Here is a 16,665-nt window from a genome sequence, read left to right on the forward strand (position 1 = left end):
ATAGACCAATGCAGACCAAGCAAAAATCCATACACACACCATAACGGTGTCTAGCCAGTCTCTACTCCACATAGGTACTCTCCCAATGCAAAAAAAGTGATGCTCATGGCTACTCAGTAGCCGGCAGTGAATCATCTCTCAAATTACATAAAGCAAAATACAGACCAACTGTTCAATTTATGATCAAATAAATATTTCTGGATTCTCTTGGATCAGTGTAATCATGCAATCTGCCATGGAATGATTGGAAACATATCCCTTGTCTTCCATCTTCAGCACAGCGTCATAGCCTTCTTTGCCCTTCATGGTGTAAGCCGTTGAACAACCACGATATATTTTGTCGTCTTCAACTTCTTCCCACTGCTCGCCACGCCTGATTTCCAATGTTGACATTCTGTTCCCAAGCTCAGCGTCTGCGTCATATTCAAATCTGAGATTATAAGTGTATGGATAGCTGCCAGAGCCTGTTCCAACTACACCATTGCTTAGTGCATTGTTAATTGCACCTTCCAACATTTGCCGCACATACTTGCCTTTAATGTCGTAATAGCCCACCGGAATGGCAAACGGCAAAAGTTTTCCTGCCACTTCATCTACCGTTATCTTTCCTTCAGGAAGAGAATTTCTAACCCCACCGGCATTATGAACCGCAAACTCGACGTTATAACCGTCATTATTCATCACCTCAACAAACGAACGACAAACTATTGGCGCTAATTCGCTTGGTCCCTCTTCGTCTGGGATACGCACATGGCGATAAGTTTTTGACGCTTCCCCTATGACTCTCGCTCTTATCTCATTAACCTGAGGTCGGTACTTGTCGTCCAGTATGGCTTTGATGGCTTGATCTTTTGTACAGCGAATCACATTAGGGTGTGAGTAAATGACAGATTGAGTTCTGTCGTACACACTGTCATCAACCAGTTCATCCAGGCTTGCATCCATTGCCAGCCTTCGACCAACAAGCAGTTCGTTCTTGCCTTCAAACCGAGTAACGTTACCAGATTCGTCGAAGTCAATTTCGCAATGCCCCATAAACTGAGCGTAGCAACCTGCCTGAACAACTCTGGTTCCGTTTATCAGGAGCCCGTAGTCATCGTGCTTGGTTAATCCGATGTCCGTAAAATCACCCTGAATTACATGGGTGTGCCCACCTATGATCAGGCTTACCCCGTCAATCTCTTCAGCTAACTGTTTGTCTTCTTCGTAACCAAGATGACTAAGTAGAATGATCTTATTTATTCCAGAAGACTGAATCGCTTTGATTGTCTGCTCTGCCGTTTCTTTAGCATTCAGGAAAGGCGTATCTGCATCTGGGTTTGAGATGTCTGCCATTTTATCTAGCGACAAACTGAAAACAGCAATCTCCTCTCCGTCCGCATCAAACGTTAACCAACTGCCGTGGCTTTTTTCTTTTTTGTAGGTATGAAGGTTAGCTTTCTCACTCAGACGGTTTGGCTTGTCCAGTTCAGAAGAAAGGTCCCAGTTACTGGCGATCATTGGAAAACTGATGTGGTCCAGGAAATCGGCAACGGGTTCGTTACCCATATCCAGTTCGTGGTTGCCTACCACCATGGCATCTGGATTCAATGCGCTGAGCATTTCTGCGTTCGCACGTCCTTTAAATAATGAAAAATACAGCGTGCCCTGAAAACAGTCTCCGGCATGGAAAAAGAGAAAACGCCGGTTTTGAGATTCTGCATTTTTGCGAATTTGGTGAAGCCGATTTGAGATTCGAGCAAAGCCACCCACACTGATAAACGGAGACATTTGTCTGCCGCCGATATTTAAGTGAAGTTGAATGGTACTTGGTTCGAAATAGGAGTGCGTGTCGTTGATGTGCGCTATGGTAAGCGTGGCTTTTTTGTTTTGTTTTTTCATTTGTTTTTCTTTTTGTCTTTTTGCCATTCTATCATAGCTATACCTTAATGACATATTTATGAACTATCTAGAAACTCTCGCTAAGTCATTGTTTATTAGATATTGTGATCCTATCACTGCTTCTAAAATTCGAAATGGTATAAGCTTAAAGCATAGCCTCTGATTCATGTATGGTGTGTATGCAGTTAGAACGAATTGAAATATCAGGATTTCGTGGAATTAAGCGCTTATCTTTGGCTTTTGATGAGCTGACTACCTTGGTTGGCGAGAACACCTGGGGCAAATCTTCCCTGTTGGACGCTCTGTCGATTGCTTTACCAAGTGACTGCGAACCGTACGAGTTTGTGATGCAGGATTTTCATGTCGACTACTCCATCTCTGAACCCCAAACCCAGCACCTTCAGATTATTCTGAGCTGGAAAGCCAGTTTCGAGGGTGAAGAAAAAGCCGGAAGATACCGAAAGATCAAACCTGTCTGGATAACTGATGACGATGGGGTCAAGCGCATTATCTATCGTCTTAGTGCCACCAGAGACCAGTACAAGATCTCGACCAATTACATGTTCCTCGATAGCTCTGGTAACCAACTGCATCTTCACCATGCCTACAAGCTGGCTCAGGAACTTATGGCACTTCATCCGGTGATCCGTTTACGTGATGCCCGCAAGCAAATTGCCAGTCAACAACAGAAAGAGATCAACTCACGTGCCGAAAAGCGTATCGAGAACACTTCCCGTCGACTTCTCGCTATGCCTGGGCACGTAAATAAGGGGGAAATGCGAAGTAGCTTAAATTCCATGGAAAACTTGGTAGAACACTACTTTAATGTGAAAGGCCAATCCCGAGGTAACCCCAGAAGGCAGCGTGACCGCATTTTCTTTGGCAGCACCAGCACGGACAAAACCGCGCTTTCTCAAATGGCGGATAAGAACAACAATAAACAGACTCGTCTTCTAATGATGGGGTTACTTAGTGCCTACCTGCAAGCAAAGGGACCCGGTGAGTTGCGCCGCTGTGCAAGGCCAATTCTTATCATAGAAGATCCCGAAGGACGCCTGCACCCAACGCACTTAATACGTGCCTGGAGTATTTTTCAGCTTCTGCCGATGCAGAAAATCATTACAACAAACAGTGCCGAATTGCTTGGAGCCGTTCCGCTTTCCTCGATTCGTCGCTTGTCCCGACATTCTGACCGTACCGTTGCGCACGCTATTTCGCTAAAAAGACTTTCAGCAGACGAACTTCGAAAGATTGGATTCCACATTCGTTTTCATCGTTCAAGTGCACTCTTTGCGCGTTGTTGGCTACTGGTAGAAGGCGAAACGGAAGTATGGCTATTTAACGAGCTTGCCCGATTACTTGATTACAACTTGGCAGCCGAGGGGGTTCAGATTATTGAGTTTGCTCAGTCTGGGCTTAAATCGCTCGTGAAGGTCGCGCAGTCGTTCAATATAGACTGGCACGTGATTACCGACGGAGATGCCGCTGGTAAAAAGTACGCGGCTTCGGTAAGGAGCTTGCTCGATCACGAACAGGAACGGCACCGGTTAACAGAGCTACCCGACAGAGACATAGAACATTTTCTTTATGCCAACGGATTTGAACCCTTCTTTAAAGAGTTGGTTAAAATCCCTTTGGATCACCCTATTCCTCCTAAAAAAGTCATCGCTCGGGCACTCAAAAAGTACGCCAAACCAGACCTGGCACTCGCGATTGTGAGTTACTGTGAAGATCACGGCACCGAGCTGGTGCCTATATTGATTCGTTGGACGCTTAAACGCGTCGTTAGCCTAGCTAATGGCAATCGTTAAGAAGTGGGTTGGGCTTCACGCTTAAGGTGAGTGTGAAGCCATTGTCCACTGGCTTTCATGGAAAAACCAAACACTCCACCCAAAATCAGTGATGGGATAACGATGCCCCAATCCCCGTTTGCTGCAAACGTCGCGCAGCATCCAATAAAGGTACCAGGTATATAACCTAGCCAGCTTTTCTTAGCCTGAATACACATGATGAATGCCACAATTGCTGTGACAACGTAACCTAGAATTTCTACGCTCAGTAAATCAGAAAAGGTGATGATAACCATTGCCCAGAAGACGCCAGAGAGATTGGTTAGAATTGAGGCTCCAAGCCCTTTCAATCCATCTTGAGGAGACGCAAAATAGCTTGTACAGCCTAAAAAACCAGCCCAGCTAATTAAGCCGAGAGTAACCGATAACCAGCCCCAGATACCCGAGAGAATGCCTGTTGTGATAGCAATGGCAAAAAGTACGCTCATTGTAAAACCTGTATTGCAGTCAAAAAGCGATGTTATATAAACCAATCACCGCTTCAAACGACTTACATCACATTTATATATCACTCAGTTAGGGTTATTGCATCATTCTGTTAAGGCAATCGAATACATCAATTCTTTTGATACAAAAAAAGCAGCAATTCAATGCTGCTCGGTTTTGTTACTTAAACATTCGAAACTACAAAAGCGCTGGTTTGTTTTTCATCATTCTCAAACCTTCGCGCTTGATGCAATCGATAAGTGGGTTATCAACCATGTCTGCTCGCCATATAAACGACAATGTACGCTCCATTTTAAGTTCTGGCACATTCAAAGCGACCAGTTGCCCCGATTCGATAAACCTTTCTACATCTAGGTATGGCAAACAAGTTAAGTAAGATCCATTGGCAACCATGCTCCGCAAAACGGGGACGTGCTCATACTCACGCCATACATCCAGATCGGCAATTAAATTATGAATGTTGCTATCAAAAACTTTGCGTGTGCCTGAGCCGTGTTCTCGGAGTACCCATTTCGCTTGCTCCAATTGAGCGAGACTCACCTTTTCTCTTTTAGCAAATGGGTGATGCGCCGCCGCTACTACCGTCAGATGATCGCGACACCAAACCTCTTGGTTGATTCGGTTGTCATCACAGCGCCCTTCTATGATTCCAAGGTCGAATTTATAGTCAAGAACACCCTCTATTACACTGCGCGTACTTTTCACTTTCAGCGAGATGCGCATCTCTGGAAAGTCGTTATCAATAATACTGATAAGGTCTGGAACAAGGTGTTCTGCAGGCGTCTGACTGGCGCACAACCTCACTTCCCCACTTAGCAAATGCTGGTCGAAAAAACCCAGCTCTATCTGCTGCGCGTCTTGTAATAGCTTTTTAGCTTTAGGGCGAAGCCACGTACCCCAATGGGTGAGCATCATCCTTTTACCTTGCCTTTCGAACAAGGGACGACCGAGCATTTTTTCGAGTTGAGCGAGAGACATGCTGGTGGCGGATTGGGTTAAGGCAAGGTTATCAGCAGCCTGGCTAACACTGCCTGTGTCTGCCACCGCATCAAAAACAGCCAACTGTTTGAGTGAGTATCTCATAGGTTTCCTTTGAAGAACTTTGTTTTTCTTATACCCAAACCACCTCAAAATGCTGAGTTCAGAGCTTCATCTTCTTTTTCAGTTCAAGGAGAAGAACGCAGTGTAATGACCAGTCCTTTCCAAGTTCTTAGACGATGAAATGGAAGAGAAGATGAGCTCCCAAGGGCGAGTTTGCTTGGCTTTCATACTTCGGTATCGATTTTTGATTTAGACCCACTAGACCTTCAAATCGATTTCTTGTCTGAAAACCAAGCAATTCTCGCTGAACCAGTATCTTGAGGTGGTTTGGGTATATCTTTTTTTGGCTATTTTACATGCATCCAAACGCTTATCAATAAAACTGATGTGGATCCTGAAAATTATCAATTTTTATCGAGTTACGCTTCGCCCTATTCTGGAGATGAGCCGTGCAGATAAGTGCACAGATTCATAAAGGAGAACACGTCATGAACACGAGTATAAGGAGCAAATATGTCTGCACCTGACTCTCATTTGAAGTTAATGAATACCCCACCTGAAATGATGGGGGAAGCAGAGAAATACGCAGTCAATAAGACAGCTAAGTCCACAAGTACCACTATTTACCTTGCCATGATGGCGGGTGCATTTATCGGTCTGGCTTTTCTCTTCTATATCACTGTGACAACAGGAAGTGAAAATTCGTCTTGGGGTCTAAGTCGCCTGGCTGGCGGCATCGCATTCAGTTTGGGTCTGATCTTAATAGTAATTGGTGGTGGCGAGCTATTTACCAGTTCTGTTTTGTCCGCGATAGCGCTGGCAAACCGCCAGATTTCAGCCAAAAAGATGCTGGCAACCTGGGGCAAGGTGTACATAGGCAACTTCTTCGGAGCAATGCTTCTTCTGGCGTTAGTTACTGCAGCTGGTTTGTACCAACTTGACCATGGGCAATGGGGACTGAACGCCCTGAACATCGCTCAGCACAAGGTACACCACACTCCGTTACAGGCTTTTGCCCTTGGCGTGCTTTGTAACCTGCTGGTTTGTCTGGCTATCTGGTTGTCTTTCTGCGCCACCAATGCAGCAACGAAAGCCGCCATGTTGATATTGCCTGTCGCCATGTTTGTCAGTAGCGGCTTTGAACACAGCGTTGCGAATATGTTCATGGTTCCGCTTGGAATGAGCATTCAGACTTTTGCTCCAGCGGAATTCTGGACACAGGTTGGAACATCTCCCGCTCAGTATGCGGATTTGAACTGGGTCCAGTTTGTTACCGCAAACCTAATACCTGTGACGCTTGGCAACATTGTGGGCGGAGCAGTCCTGGTCGGGCTTGCAAACTGGTCCATTTACAGCCGTCCAAAACTCAAAGCCGCCCAGATTCACCCAATTACAACAACACTAACAACGTCTTCGCTTAAGGAAACCACTATGAACACTAACGTCACCATCAAGGAACTCATTACTCTTCCCGCTTTTTCTCTATCAGCAGAAACACCAACTGCACAAGCTATTGATACGTTGATTGAATCAGGGCTACAAGGTGCGGCAGTAACCGATAAAAACGATCGCCTTGTTGGTTTCTTCTCAATACATGATGTACTGGTTGATCTTTGGTGTCAGGACTACATTCCACCAAAAGGGCAAAAAGTCGTCGACCTGATGAGCCGAGATGTAGTCGCGTTAGATGCTTCAGATTCTCTTCTCAACATTGCCGAGTATGTGTGTATCGACAAAAACCAGCTTTACCCAACAACAGATATGGGCATCGCGACCAGTTTTAGCACCCTTTCACTTGAAGAAAGAGCAAAAAGCATGAAAACACATAAGCCGAAGTGCTACCCGGTTCTGGAAGGTGAAAAATACATTGGAATGGTGACAAGAATGGATGTTATCCAGGCACTACGCCCCATCTATGGTGAAAAGAAGGACGCCGAGAAAGCTAATTTAGAAATCGCCTAGCATTGTTGATTAAAAAAGCCCCCATTTCTGGGGGCTTCATTCATACACGAAGGGATGTGATATGAATTACTTACGGATGCCTTCTACATGCAGTTCCATGTCTACGTAGCTTGACGCACCCATGACAGCAATGTTGAAATCTTTAAGCTCTAGACGGGTTGTTCCAACAAAACCAGCACGGTAACCGCCCCACGGGTCTTTACCTTCACCGATGAAATCAGCGTCGATAGTGATTGGGCTTGTTACACCATGAAGAGTAAGATCACCTTCGATAGCCAGTTTGCCATTACCTTTATCAGTTACTTTCGTGCTCTTGAAAGTCGCCTGAGAAAACTTACCTGTATTGATGAAGTCAGAGCTACGCAAGTGCTTATCACGCTCTGAGTGGTTTGAATCAAGGCTAGTTGTATCAATAACAACGTTAACTTTAGATGCCGCAACATTGTTTGCATCGTAAGAGAAGTCGCCGCTAAACGTGTTGAAACGACCTTTAATAAAGCTGTAACCAAGGTGCGGAACTTTAAAGTTCACTGATGCGTGTGCACCTTTAGTATCAATGGCGTAATCCGCTGCGCTTGCTCCGAATGGCAGTGCCATTGCCAAAGCTAATCCTGTTGCGAAAATCGATTTTTTCATTTTGAAACTCCTATCATTTTGCGTAGCGTGTCATCTTTATCGATGAAGTGATGTTTAAGTGCAGCAGCAGCGTGAATAACCACCAATCCGATTAAAGCGAAAGCCGCGTAATAATGGATTGCCCCTGCTATGTCTGGTTGATTGGCAAACAACTCGCCCATAGAAGGCACTACAAACCAATCAAATACTTCGATTCCACGACCATCGGCCGTTGAAATTAGATATCCTGATGCAAACAAGGTAAACAGTAACAAGTACATCGCTATATGAGCCAATTTAGCCGCAAGTACTTCAAACGCTTTCCCTTCAATAGAAGGCTGAGCGCTGACATGCTTCCATACCAAACGAAACAAGGTTACAACCGCGAGGATCAAACCGACAGATTTGTGCCAGTATGGGGCTGTCTTGTACCACTCGCTGTAGTAGGTCAGATCAACCATCCAGAGACCCACACCAAACAGCCCTATGACTGACAGTGCAGAGACCCAGTGTATGATCCTTGCAGTAAGCGAATAATTTTTTGGTTTGTTGCTCATTTTGCTACTCGTTATTATTTATGTTTGTCACATGTTAGCTAACCTGTGTCAGCTGCAACAAAGTATTTACCAAAATTTACTTACCAAAAAGTAGTACAAACTGATTGACTCATTCGAAAAATTTGAACGAAATTTGATGAACTATTGCAAATGATGAAGGTCGATACAGAATTTACAGTGTAAAAATTGGATGGGAATCAAACTTAATCTTCATTTTTCAATACCATACAGTTCATCATCAATGTCAGCCACTTTTCGTTCAATTACAGCTCTTGCGTCCGTTAAAGCCTGGTTATAGATTGCAGGACCTGCCTTTTCTACAAAAAAGTCTAGAAGAAATTCTGCTTCAAACTGACCTACTTCTGTATCCAGTTCATCGATCAGATACCGCTGAAGTTCTTCTATTAATTCATTTTTCTTGTCGCGTTCGATCTTAATATCGGTCATTGCCGTATTCTCCTATGCTTACTAGGGTCTGTTGACCTAATGAAAGTTTTTCTAATACCTTCAGGTCTATAATTGAAAGCATTGTATCAATACCAGGAGCCCACTATGCTAATCCGGATCGCAAAATCTTGGCAGCTGAAAGACAACGATATTACTTCCGAGTCAGTTTATAATGAACGCCGGAATATATTGAAAAAGATGGGTATTCTTGCTGCGACAGCTCCTATAGCAGGAACCGCAAACGCTGGGATTTTCGATGTATTTAAATCAAAAGAGCCGGAACCAACCATTGATCCTCGTAAGCCTCTTAAATCAGTTCCATCTAAGTACACCAATCGCACCCTGACTCTGACCCCAGAAGAAAAAATTCTTACCTATAACAACTTTTACGAGTTTGGAACCGCCAAACATCAGCCAGCAGAAAATGCGAAGGGGTTTAAAACAGACCCATGGCAAGTGGAAATAGGTGGTGAAGTGCATGAACCTTATACCATCGATTTTGCTGATATTCTGAATCAATTCGCGGTAGAGGACAGATACTACCGTTTCCGGTGCGTAGAAGCGTGGTCGATGAACGTACCTTGGTTGGGTTTCCCCATCAGTAAATTGATAGAAAAAGCAAAACCCAAGGGCAACGCCAAGTTTGTAGCGTTTCAAACCCTTTACGATCCTGAAAGAATGCCCGGTCAGAAATCCCGCAGTATTGGCGGAGGCATCGATTACCCATACGTTGAAGGGTTGACCATTCAAGAAGCAATGCACCCGTTAGCGATCATGTCTGTTGGGCTTTACGGGAAAACACTTGCTCCTCAAAACGGCGCTCCGCTAAGGCTTATGGTTCCTTGGAAGTATGGGTTTAAAAGCATCAAATCCATAGTCAAAATTGTCCTGACTGAACATCAACCGCCCACAACCTGGAGTCAGCTTGCGCCGCATGAATACGGATTTTACGCGAACGTTAACCCCAATGTGGATCACCCTAGATGGAGTCAGGCGTCGGAACGCTTTATCGGAGAAGGGAAGATATTCAGTTCAACAAGACAGGATACGCTGATGTTTAACGGCTACGAAGACGAAGTCGCTAACTTGTACACTGGGCTTGATCTGAACAGGAACTATTAATGACGCTGAGTAATGCCCACATATTGATCGTCAAAACCCTAATTCATGCTGTTCAATGGTTTTCTTTAGTGTGGCTTTTCATGGCTGCTTTGAATGGTCACCTTGGTGCGGAACCCGTGGACGAAATCATTCATTTTACTGGGAAAGCGGCGTTAAACTCCTTGATTGCTACCATGCTGGTGACTCCTATTGTTCGCTGGCTCAAAGCCGGTCAGTTGATTCGAACGCGTAGACTACTTGGCGTATTTACCTTTATGTGGGCAGCTCTCCATTTAATCACTTACATATCCCTTGATCTGGCTTATGAATGGGCGCTAATTTTTGATGAGATTATCAGCAGACCATATCTGATTGTCGGGGCGATTAGCTGGATTATTCTTTTAGTTCTTACAGTTACATCAACGCAACAAGCACAAAGAAAACTCAAAAAACGCTGGCAAGCTTTACATAATTGGGTCTATATCGCAGTCTTGTTGATTCCGATCCATTATCTTTGGTCTGTTAAATCAACAGGAATTGAGCCTGTTTTGTATCTAACTTCTTCATTTTTACTACTATTATTTAGAAAAGATAAAGTAAAACGTTGGTTAGTTAAGTAAGGAGAGCGTCAATTCTCCTTACTCTGGGAGAATTTTGCTTGTTAAAAGACCTAGTCATTCAAGGACTGATTGATTTTCAGGAAGACTGCCTGAAACTGTGTGAGAGCCACTACCCTACTGTACATAACCGAGGCATGAGCGAGCATCATCTCGGTCTTGCATTCGCCCGTAGAATGGCAAGTAAGTTCACAGAATACGACCATCCAAATTACTTTGAATCCATAGAAAGCCTGCCAGTTCCAGACCAACCTTTCCACTTCAGGGTGTCGTCAGACATTGGTACCGTTTGGGTACACAGCCACCATTTGATCAGCGCGAGCAAAAGCTGCCGTGAAAAACTGATGCGAGATATCCATCAATGGCAGGCAGAATACGGATACGCCATTCAACCGAACGATCTTCTGGTTGTGATCGCCGATCATTGGTTTACTAAAAGTAAGTGGAGCCGAGAAATATTCAGCTGGTGGAACACGGAATTGCCTGAAGATACAGACCGTTATAAACAACAGGGTGTGATGCTCTGGGAATCGGAGCAATCCATTTACAAAGAGCTGGAAAAACGGTTCTCCATTAGCCCCTGTTATATGAACTTTGCCCATCCACTAAGAAGACCTAACAACCAAGATCCTATCCTCAAATATATCCATTTATACTCAATTCTCGAATGGCATAGGTAGACGATGTCATAAAGCTTTAATGAAACGCGTTCAAGCTAAAACAAAAACCTTGAAACGGTTGTGAAAAAACTTAAACGCTACCAGTACGAACGCTATGCCGTCCTATGCGAGCTTGCATATCCAAGGACATTCAAACAAACCCGCTACGGATTTGACCCTAACGGACAACGAATCGTCAATAATCGATTTGGCAAAGTTCTGATGAGGATACTTTGGAGCCGGGAGAGAGACGAAGTCATTATCGTCATTAAAGGCTCTCATAATCTATGGGACTGGCTTCTCAACAGTGTCATGTGGCTAAAGTCTTGTAAAAACTGGGGGCTCAATTACTCCATTCATGCCGGTTTCCACTATCTACTTGAACAGGAAAGCACACCCGCCCACAAAAAGGATACCCTTGGTCTCTCCGTTATGGAGAGAATTGAAGCCATAGTTAAACCCCTTATAGAAAACGACAAAAAGCGTATAACTATAACCGGACACTCATCTGGTGGAGCGATTGGAAATGTAATTGCGGATTATCTGGAACAGCGCTATCCACACTGTATAAAGCGGGTTGTGACATTCGGGCAACCTGCAGTTGGTAGCTTTAAGTTTCGAAAAAACTACCAACTTTCCAGGAGAACATATCGAATCTGTTGCGACCTGGATATTGTAACATTTATGCCTCCTCTCCCATTTGTTTACTGGCATGTTGGCAAGTTGCTCTGGCTTTACAACGGGAAAATCTATGAAAATACGCCTACAGGGATCCGATTTGTAAGATCTATCGTCAGCTGGTTGATCCGTCCTTTCTCATACCATTTAATGAGGAAATACATAAGAAATAAAGATTTCTTCGATGAACGTTAATATTCGAAGATCTAAATAAAGATCCAGTATAGATCTTTCTAACAGATTATTTATTATTCTGGATCTAAATCGTAAATATGATCATTTAATAATATTAGAAAGGTAATGTTACAAATTTAATGCGACCAATATCTAATTATATGTGAGCTTCGTTTAATATTTAATACTTTTAAATATTTATAAATATTGTGATGAATACTGTATTTTCCACAAAAGCTTTAAACAAAACGGGGATATTTTATAATTATATTAGCAAATACTTTATGCATTAAAACTTATGTATAACAGTCAATTAGAAGGTTATCTAATGTGAATAACAGGTATCATTAATTAGGTTATACATACGAAATAAATAGGCTTGACAATATTTAGTTTAGGACCAGAATAGTGAATAGTATTTAGGTAAATCCAAAGTTTAACTGTTTGCTCGCCGTTATATCGTGAGCTTGTATGAAAGTATGATCTTATCCAATTCAGAGAATTTTACGCTGTGTCTTAAACAGGATGAGTCCGGCGAACATTACGCGGAATACGAGGATTTCGTATTAAAAAGCGTATTCCAGCCTATTTTCAATGCAGGTAAAGACATTATTGGATTTGAAGCTTTGGTTCGGATTTCAAACCAACAAGGCGAAACCATAAGACCGGATTTATTTTTCCATACGAACACATTCAGTATTGAAACGCGCATTGATGTTGAAGCACTCAGCCGCGCCATCCACATATTGAATTTTGCACAGTCAAAACATCGCCAGAAACAACTCTTTCTCAACGCCCTACCCGATCCTGAACACAATATGTTCCATGATCTGAGCAGTGCTTTGCTTGTTAGCCACCTAGACGAATTGAAAATTCGTACACGCCAGATAGTGATCGAGTTTGTGGAACTTCAGGTAAACGATAACAGCATGTTGTCCAGAGTAACCTCTCTACTGACCCAAAGCGGTTTTGGGATTGCTGTCGACGACTACGGTCAACAAGCTTCAACCAAAGACAGAGTGAAGTTACTTAACCCTTCGATTGTTAAGATTGATAAGAGTCTGATGGATGACTTCATGCGTGGTATCGCTTCTCCACTACTGTCAGCCCTAAGCGTTGCGACTGAAGTTGGTGCAAAAACGGTAATTGAAGGTATTGAGTCTAACGAGCAGTTTGAAAACATGGTCTCATTAAACATCGACATGTTTCAGGGTTATCACCTGGCTCACCCTCAGCCGCTCTACTCAGTACGTTAACCAAACACCTGAATCAATACTTCCTTTACTCTCGCGGTTTTGCCTTTACAATGACCGCAAATTCAATATTTCTCTAGGTTCTCACTATGTCTATCCAATGGTTTCCGGGTCACATGCACAAAGCCCGCAAAGAGATCGAAGAAGTCATTCCACAAGTTGACGTGATCATCGAGGTTTTGGATGCCCGAATTCCTTTCAGCTCTGAAAACCCTATGATCTCTGCTTTACGCAAAGACAAACCATGCGTGAAAGTGCTTAACAAACGTGACTTGTCAGACCCTGAAATGACGGAGAAATGGATAGAGCATTTTGAGCAGGAAAAAGGGGTGAAAGCCATGGCGATCACCACCACTAATCCTCAGGAAGTTCATAAGATCATGGAACTGTGCCGTAAGCTAGCGCCACACCGTGAACAGATGGGCAAGAACATTCGCACTATGATCATGGGGATTCCTAACGTAGGCAAATCTACCATCATCAACACCCTTGCAGGCAGAACCATTGCGGTAACAGGCAACCAGCCAGCAGTGACCCGTCGCCAGCAACGCATTAATTTGCAAAACGGTATCGTGCTATCCGATACACCGGGAATTTTGTGGCCAAAAGTGGAAAACCCTCACAGTGGATTCCGCCTAGCAGCGACCGGAGCAGTAAAAGATACCGCGATGGAATACGACGAAGTGGCGTTTTACACCGTCGAGTACCTTGCAGAGCAATACCCAAATCTATTGAGAGACCGCTATCAGTTAGACGAGTTACCTGAGTCAGACGTAGAGCTTATGGAGGAGATCGGTCGTAAACGGGGAGCACTGCGTTCTGGTGGTCGTGTCGATTTACACAAAGCTTCTGAAATCCTTCTTCATGAATTGCGCAGTGGAACCATTGGTAAAATTACCCTTGAGCGCCCAGAAATGATTACTCAAGAGCTGATTGAAGTAGAGAAAGAAGCGGAACGAAAAGCAGAAGAAAAAGCCAAGAAGAAAGAAGAAAGACGTAAGCGCTACCTCAAAAACAAGCGTTAAGACGTTATTAGAACAAGTAAAAGGCAGCCACGAGCTGCCTTTTTTCGCACTTTTTATAGGTACGCCACACCATTAAAAACAAACTTAAGTGCCACATTCACCTCAAGTTTACTCCAACAAAACCTCGCAATTTACGCGAATAGTGCCATGCTTAACTAGAGTTACATTCACTAATGCAATCGGATATATGTAATCGATATCAATATTGAGACACCTCAGTGAGATACCGTTCAAACCTCAGTTAAGTATCAGTATCAAGTTGCTATTAATTTGATATAGTACTTAAGCTTATGGGAGAAAACTTTTCGCTGAGCTTTCGCTCCATGATGTAAAGCATGATCTACAAATGCAGGTCGCTTATTGGTTGTTGTTTAACCTTTAGTATTCGCCAGGTTGCCTATGATTTTAAATAGCCGGGAAGACTTTAACGCCCATTGTTTCATCGACAATGACGGCTTGCATTATGCCAAATATGACAACCTGCTTATAACCAGCGTTTACCAACCCATTATGAGTCCAGACCTGAAACCTTTCGCGTTTGAGGCGTTGGCGCGGTTTAAATCGGAAGAAACTGGGGAAGCAATTCGCCCTGACTCCCTGTTCAATTCGGATCAGGTTTCTATCGCTAAGAAAATCAACATAGATCGCCTTAGCCGCGCCATACATGTCCGTAATTTCGCACAGTCCAATGTTACCCACCTCAAACTCTTTCTGAACGTGCTCCCCGTCTCTGGTGAGTACAATGCTTTCATGGCGATTAAAGCCAGTTTGCTGGAAAAGCGAATCATTGAACTGGGAATGAAAACCGAACAGGTGGTTATGGAGATCGTCGAAAGTGCTGCTTTCGACAACCAGTTGCTTGTCGACGCCACCGTTGCGATGCAACAGAGCGGATTTCAGGTAGCGATGGATGACTTTGGCGTGCAGTCTTCAGACTTTAATCGGTTAAAAATGTTGAAACCTGAAATCGTGAAAATCGACCGCTCTCTTCTTCTGAACTATATGAAGGGGGAGCAGTCCGATTTGCTGGATATTGTCCGGGTTTCTAAATTCATAGGTTCGAAAACCGTAATCGAAGGCGTGGAAGAGCCGGAACAGTACAACGCGATGAAAGCTCTGGGTCTCGATTTCTACCAAGGGTATCTGTTTGCGAAACCAGAGCCTTTACCTTGCGCCGTCAGAGTAAGATGACCCTATCGATAGGCTCTTTTAACACTCTATTTGTAATTTTCCATTCCAGCAATTTTCAACAGAACCATTTCCAGTTGATCCCATGGCATTAACTGAGAATCGATCACTTCAATCCGCGTCTCAAACCCTTCCAGGCTCAGTTCGTTATAGGACATAACACCATTTGCATTGTTAACGGCAAAACAACCTTTACTGGTGTTGATTACGCCCTTTACGCGCTCAGCGGTCAGATCGCTTAGCATGCTCATCAGCATATCGAAGTCGAATAGGTGCTCGGCACCAAATATCCATCCACAACTGTAATAGCCCTGTCCTTTGTTTTCTTTTCTTATATACGCCTGCCCAGGTTCAAGAATGAACTCTGGTTCGTCTATAGCGTGGTGATGAGAATGTGAATGGGTGCTGGAATGCTTAGGTTCTACTGGCTGAGTTGGTTGCTTATCTGTATCCAGTGCAGACAGGTTAATCTTGCCCAGAGAAGTAACAATGTAGTCAGAAAGCGCTTCTCTTTCTTTAGCCCAAGCTTCAAAGTGCTTGATGACATCTTCACTGCACTCGTCTGCCTTGTTGGCAACTATGATATCTGCGCTGTCTAGCTGATCGACAAAGTTCTGATTGCTCGTGTATTTTTCGTCAAGAAGATTTCTAGGATCAACCAACGCAATCGTGGCTTTAAGATCGATATGATCTTTGTATTGGTCAGAAGTCAGCGTAGACACCACCTGCTTTGGATGACCTAACCCAGTGGGTTCAATAATCAGTCGATCCGGTTTTTGTCTAAGTAGAGCAGTAATGCCCACAGACATGGGTACACCCGCGGTGCAACACATACAGCCACCGGGTACTTCCTTAATCAAGGCTCCCTGATCGGTCAGTAAAGCACCATCGATACCCACTTCACCAAATTCATTGACCAGTACCGCCCAGGATTCTCCTTCTGGCTTGTGTTTTAGCAGGTTCAAAATCGCGGTAGTTTTTCCTACACCAAGAAAACCTGTGATGATATTGGTAGGGACCATTGTTTCTCCTTGAGGGGCAATACAAAGCGGTAAGCAAACCCAAGATTATACCCAAATTGTTATATTGTTACACTTATCAAATTCTCCACGTTCTGGCGCAACTCCACTTTGGCTCAAACTAAAAAGGCGCATCACTTACGTGATACGC

At 43.8% G+C, this 16,665-nt stretch carries 16 protein-coding genes; 9 read left to right on the plus strand and 7 right to left on the minus strand.

The features are described 5' to 3' along the window. Nucleotides 1–183: 183 nt before the first annotated feature. Nucleotides 184–1,881, minus strand: a complete 1,698-nt coding sequence (locus QMG91_RS23750) for a bifunctional metallophosphatase/5'-nucleotidase (protein ID WP_281830548.1) — start codon at nt 1,879–1,881, stop codon at nt 184–186. Nucleotides 1,882–2,060: 179 nt separating this feature from the next. On the opposite strand from QMG91_RS23750, the gene QMG91_RS23755 reads away from it, so the two are divergent. Further along, nucleotides 2,061–3,692 carry an ATP-dependent endonuclease gene (locus QMG91_RS23755; protein ID WP_022561474.1) on the plus strand — a complete coding sequence of 544 codons (1,632 nt, stop codon included), beginning with the start codon at nt 2,061–2,063 and terminating at the stop codon, nt 3,690–3,692. Here the strand turns inward: QMG91_RS23755 and QMG91_RS23760 are convergent. Together QMG91_RS23760 and QMG91_RS23765 are read right to left on the minus strand one after the other, a co-directional pair. Next, complete coding sequence (locus tag QMG91_RS23760; protein WP_281830549.1) at nt 3,689–4,159, minus strand: DUF1097 domain-containing protein; 471 nt, start codon at nt 4,157–4,159, stop codon at nt 3,689–3,691. The two genes, QMG91_RS23755 and QMG91_RS23760, sit on opposite strands and share 4 nt — an antisense overlap. Before the next feature lie 196 nt (nt 4,160–4,355). Beyond that, nucleotides 4,356–5,261 (minus strand): LysR substrate-binding domain-containing protein, encoded by a 906-nt coding sequence (locus tag QMG91_RS23765; RefSeq protein WP_004408961.1) that lies wholly within the window; start codon nt 5,259–5,261, stop codon nt 4,356–4,358. Between the two features lie 471 nt (nt 5,262–5,732). Between QMG91_RS23765 and focA the strand changes: the two genes are divergently transcribed. Then, complete coding sequence (gene focA, locus QMG91_RS23770; RefSeq protein ID WP_004408962.1) at nt 5,733–7,181, plus strand: formate transporter FocA; 1,449 nt, start codon at nt 5,733–5,735, stop codon at nt 7,179–7,181. 66 nt (nt 7,182–7,247) lie between these two features. Here the strand turns inward: focA and QMG91_RS23775 are convergent, their stop codons facing one another. The 3 genes from QMG91_RS23775 to QMG91_RS23785 all read right to left on the minus strand — a co-directional run bounded on the left by QMG91_RS23775 (nt 7,248) and on the right by QMG91_RS23785 (nt 8,800). Further along, nucleotides 7,248–7,817: a YceI family protein gene (locus QMG91_RS23775; RefSeq protein WP_004408965.1), complete on the minus strand. Its 570-nt coding sequence runs from the start codon at nt 7,815–7,817 to the stop codon at nt 7,248–7,250. After that, entirely contained in the window at nt 7,814–8,353 is a 540-nt protein-coding gene (locus QMG91_RS23780) for a cytochrome b (RefSeq protein WP_004408967.1), read from the minus strand. Before QMG91_RS23780 ends, QMG91_RS23775 begins: the two co-directional genes overlap by 4 nt. Nucleotides 8,354–8,563: 210 nt before the next feature. Then, complete coding sequence (locus QMG91_RS23785) at nt 8,564–8,800, minus strand: DUF2164 domain-containing protein (RefSeq protein ID WP_281830550.1); 237 nt, start codon at nt 8,798–8,800, stop codon at nt 8,564–8,566. 105 nt (nt 8,801–8,905) lie between these two features. On the opposite strand from QMG91_RS23785, the gene msrP reads away from it, so the two are divergent. The 7 genes from msrP (at nt 8,906) to QMG91_RS23820 (ending at nt 15,498) form a co-directional block, all read left to right on the plus strand. Next, entirely contained in the window at nt 8,906–9,922 is a 1,017-nt protein-coding gene (gene msrP / locus QMG91_RS23790) for a protein-methionine-sulfoxide reductase catalytic subunit MsrP (RefSeq protein ID WP_022561477.1), read from the plus strand. Then, a complete protein-coding gene (msrQ, locus tag QMG91_RS23795) occupies nt 9,922–10,521 on the plus strand; it encodes a protein-methionine-sulfoxide reductase heme-binding subunit MsrQ (protein ID WP_022561478.1) in 600 nt (199 codons plus the stop codon). The genes msrP and msrQ overlap by 1 nt, the downstream gene beginning before the upstream one ends. Nucleotides 10,522–10,559: 38 nt before the next feature. Beyond that, nucleotides 10,560–11,198 (plus strand): hypothetical protein, encoded by a 639-nt coding sequence (locus QMG91_RS23800; protein ID WP_004408974.1) that lies wholly within the window; start codon nt 10,560–10,562, stop codon nt 11,196–11,198. A 60-nt stretch (nt 11,199–11,258) separates the two neighbouring features. Further along, nucleotides 11,259–12,050 carry a lipase family protein gene (locus QMG91_RS23805; RefSeq protein WP_022561479.1) on the plus strand — a complete coding sequence of 264 codons (792 nt, stop codon included), beginning with the start codon at nt 11,259–11,261 and terminating at the stop codon, nt 12,048–12,050. A 458-nt stretch (nt 12,051–12,508) separates the two neighbouring features. Then, complete coding sequence (locus QMG91_RS23810; protein ID WP_022591891.1) at nt 12,509–13,285, plus strand: EAL domain-containing protein; 777 nt, start codon at nt 12,509–12,511, stop codon at nt 13,283–13,285. An 86-nt stretch (nt 13,286–13,371) separates the two neighbouring features. Continuing rightward, nucleotides 13,372–14,307, plus strand: a complete 936-nt coding sequence (ylqF, locus tag QMG91_RS23815; protein ID WP_022591890.1) for a ribosome biogenesis GTPase YlqF — start codon at nt 13,372–13,374, stop codon at nt 14,305–14,307. 399 nt (nt 14,308–14,706) lie between these two features. Then, a complete protein-coding gene (locus QMG91_RS23820) occupies nt 14,707–15,498 on the plus strand; it encodes an EAL domain-containing protein (protein ID WP_004408980.1) in 792 nt (263 codons plus the stop codon). Nucleotides 15,499–15,524: 26 nt separating this feature from the next. Here the strand turns inward: QMG91_RS23820 and QMG91_RS23825 are convergent, their stop codons facing one another. Then, nucleotides 15,525–16,517, minus strand: a complete 993-nt coding sequence (locus QMG91_RS23825; RefSeq protein WP_281830551.1) for a CobW family GTP-binding protein — start codon at nt 16,515–16,517, stop codon at nt 15,525–15,527. Nucleotides 16,518–16,665: the final 148 nt, after the last annotated feature.

Source organism: Vibrio nigripulchritudo (genome assembly GCF_027924785.1).
Taxonomy (GTDB): domain Bacteria; phylum Pseudomonadota; class Gammaproteobacteria; order Enterobacterales; family Vibrionaceae; genus Vibrio; species Vibrio nigripulchritudo.